This window comes from Mycobacterium sp. (assembly GCF_049673265.1).
Lineage (GTDB): Bacteria > Actinomycetota > Actinomycetes > Mycobacteriales > Mycobacteriaceae > Mycobacterium.
In genome coordinates this window covers 1-2,889 of record NZ_JBATXN010000328.1, presented here as the reverse complement: position 1 = coordinate 2,889, position 2,889 = coordinate 1, and the positions used below count along the sequence as shown (strand labels likewise).

Below are 2,889 nucleotides of genomic sequence, written 5' to 3'. Positions count from 1 at the left end.
CGATGTCGGCGACTAGCGACGCGACCGCGGCGTCGACGTCGTCGGTGGCCGTCGTGATCAGCCCGATCGAGGCGGCGGTGGCGGCGTCGAACGTCTCGCCGGTCAGGTAGTAGCGGGCGGCGGCGCGGGCGGACATTTTCGGCAGCAGCGTCAGCGAGATGATCGCGGGCGCGACCCCGATCCGGGCCTCGGTCAACGCGAAGGTGCTGCGCGGACCCGCGACGGCGATATCGCATGCGCCGACCAGGCCCATGCCGCCGGCACGGACGTGGCCGTCGACGGCGACGATCACCGGCAGCGGCGACTCGACGATCGCGCGTAGCAGCGTGGCCATCTCCCTGGCCCGCTCGGCGGCGGCCTCGAACGGATCCGCGCCCTTGGTGGATTTTGTTGCGGAGCCTTCCGACAGGTCGGCCCCGGCGCAGAAGGTGTTGCCGGTGTGGCCCAGCACCACCGCCCGCACTGCGGGATCGGCGGCGGCGTCGCGCAATCCCTGGTGCAGCTGGCCGACCAGGGTCGCCGAAAGCGCGTTGCGGTTGTGCGGGGAGTTCAGTGTCAGGCGCGCAACGTGACCGTCAACGGTGTATTCGACCAGCCTGTCCATCAGTAGGACCGGGGCAGGCCCAGCGACGTCTGCGCCACGAAGTTGAGCACCATCTCCCGGCTGACCGGTGCGATGCGACCCAGCCGGGCCGACGTGAGCATGGCGGCAACACCGTACTCCTTGGTCAGGCCGTTGCCGCCCATGGACTGCACGGCCTGGTCCACCGAGCGCGTCGCCGCTTCGGCGGCAGCGTATTTGGCCATGTTGGCGGCCTCGGCCGCGCCGGCGTCGTCGCCGCTGTCATAAAGCGTCGCGGCCTTTTGCATCATCAGCTTGGCGAGTTGAACCTCGATGTGGCACTGCGCCAACGGGTGGGACAGGCCTTGGTGGGTGCCGATAGGCGTTCCCCACACCTGGCGGGTTTTGACGTACTCCGCGGCCCGGTCGAGCGCGAACCGTCCCATGCCGACCGAGCTGGCCGCGCCCATGATGCGCTCGGGGTTCAGCCCGGCGAAAAGCTGTGCGATCGCAGCGTCTTCGGCTCCGACCAGCGCGTCGGCGGGCAGCCGGACGTCGTCGAGGAAGACCTGGAACTGTCGCTCCGGGCTGATCAGCTCCATTTCGATTGGCGTGTAGGTAAAGCCGGGAGCATCGGTGGGCACCACGAACAGCGCCGGACGGAGCTTGCCGGTCTTGGCTTCCTCGCTGCGGGCGACGACCAGCACGGCCTGCGCCTGGTCGATGCCGGAGATAAAAACCTTCTGGCCCTTGAGGATCCAGTCGCTACCGTCACGGCGAGCGGTGGTGGTGATCTTGTGCGAGTTCGAGCCGGCGTCGGGCTCGGTGATCGCGAATGCCATGGTCAGCGAGCCATCGGCGATGCCGGGAATCCAGCGCTTCTTTTGCTCGTCGGTGCCGAACTTGCTGATGATTGTGCCGTTGATGGCCGGCGACACCACCATGAGAAGCAGCGCACTGCCCGCGGCGGCCATCTCCTCCATCACCAGCGACAGCTCATACATCCCGGCGCCGCCGCCGCCGTACTCTTCGGGTAGGTTCACGCCGAGGAATCCGAGTTTGCCTGCCTCAGACCACAATTCGTCAGTGTGCTCGTGTGTTCGGGCCTTCTTCAGGTAGTACTCGCTGCCGTAACTGGACGCCCATGCGGCGACGGACTTGCGCAGCGCCTGGCGCTCTTCGCTCTCAATGAAACTTGTGTCGGTCACGATGCTCTAGTCTCCTTCTGCATTTTCGGGCGACTCCACCCTTGCCAGAACGGCGCCCACTTCGACTTGCTGGCCGGTTGCCACGTTGAGCTCGGCGAGCACGCCATCGGTCGGTGCGGTGACGGTGTGCTCCATTTTCATTGCCTCCAGCCAGATCAGCGGCTGGCCGGCAGTGACGGTGTCGCCGACGTCGGCGCCCAGCCTGATGACGTTGCCGGGCATGGGTGCGACCAGGGAGCCCTTTTCGACGGCCGAGCCCGGCTCGGGGAAGCGTGGCAGCGCAACGAAGTGCACGGGCCCGCGTGCCGAGTCGACGTAGACGTCCTGTCCGTAGCGCGCGACGGCGAAACTGCAGGCGACGCCGTTGCTGTCGGCCAACACGACGTCGTCCTGCGTGGCCGAAACCAGCTGCGCCGCTTCCTGATCAGCCAGGATCAGTCCTGTTCTGGCGAAGCGGTATTCGACTGAGTGCTCGGTGTCGGCGTCGTCGCGGTACATCTTGACCTGGTATCCCGAGGCAAGGTTGCGCCAACCGCTGGGGATCGAGCCGAGGACGGTGGCGGTGGCGCGATTGTGTGCGGCGTCGGCAAGCGCCGCCGCGATCGCCGAGAGCCGGATGGTCGCTTCGTCAGCCAGCGCAGCCGACAACTCTGCCAGGCCGTGTCTGTCGAAAAAGGCTGTGTCGGTGGCGCCGTCGAGGAATGCCGGATGCCGCAGCACATTGACCAGCAGCTCGCGGTTGGTGCGCAAGCCGTGCAGGTGGGTTCGGGCCAGGGCGTCGGCGAGCACCAGCGCGGCCTGTCGCCGCGTGGGAGCATACGAGATGACCTTGGCCAGCATCGGGTCGTAATGGATCGACACCGCGAACCCGTCCATGATTCCCGCGTCCAGCCGAATGCCGGTCCGCCGGTCCAGCGACGAGAACTCGGAACGAACGGCCGGCACGTCGAAGGTGTGCACCACGCCTGCCTGCGGCTGCCATCCTCGGGCGGGATCTTCGGCGTAGAGCCGGGCTTCGATCGAATGGCCCACAGCGGCAGGGGGTTCGGCGTCGAGGCGGCCGCCGTCGGCGACCGCGAGTTGCAGCTCGACCAGATCGAGCCCGGTGGTCTCCTCGGT

Annotated in this window: 3 protein-coding genes; all 3 read right to left on the bottom strand. The window is 67.4% G+C overall.

Translation table 11 applies throughout. From position 1 onward, the window contains the following. Positions 1–604 (bottom strand): enoyl-CoA hydratase family protein (locus tag WBF82_RS11575; RefSeq protein WP_424383173.1); only part of this gene is annotated, 604 nt, incomplete at its 3' end. Beyond that, complete coding sequence (locus tag WBF82_RS11570; protein ID WP_424383172.1) at positions 604–1,770, bottom strand: acyl-CoA dehydrogenase family protein; 1,167 nt, start codon at positions 1,768–1,770, stop codon at positions 604–606. The genes WBF82_RS11570 and WBF82_RS11575, both read right to left, overlap by 1 nt. A 6-nt stretch (positions 1,771–1,776) precedes the next feature. Further along, the coding region (locus WBF82_RS11565) for a biotin/lipoyl-containing protein (protein ID WP_424383171.1) at positions 1,777–2,889 on the bottom strand (1,113 nt) is incomplete at its 5' end.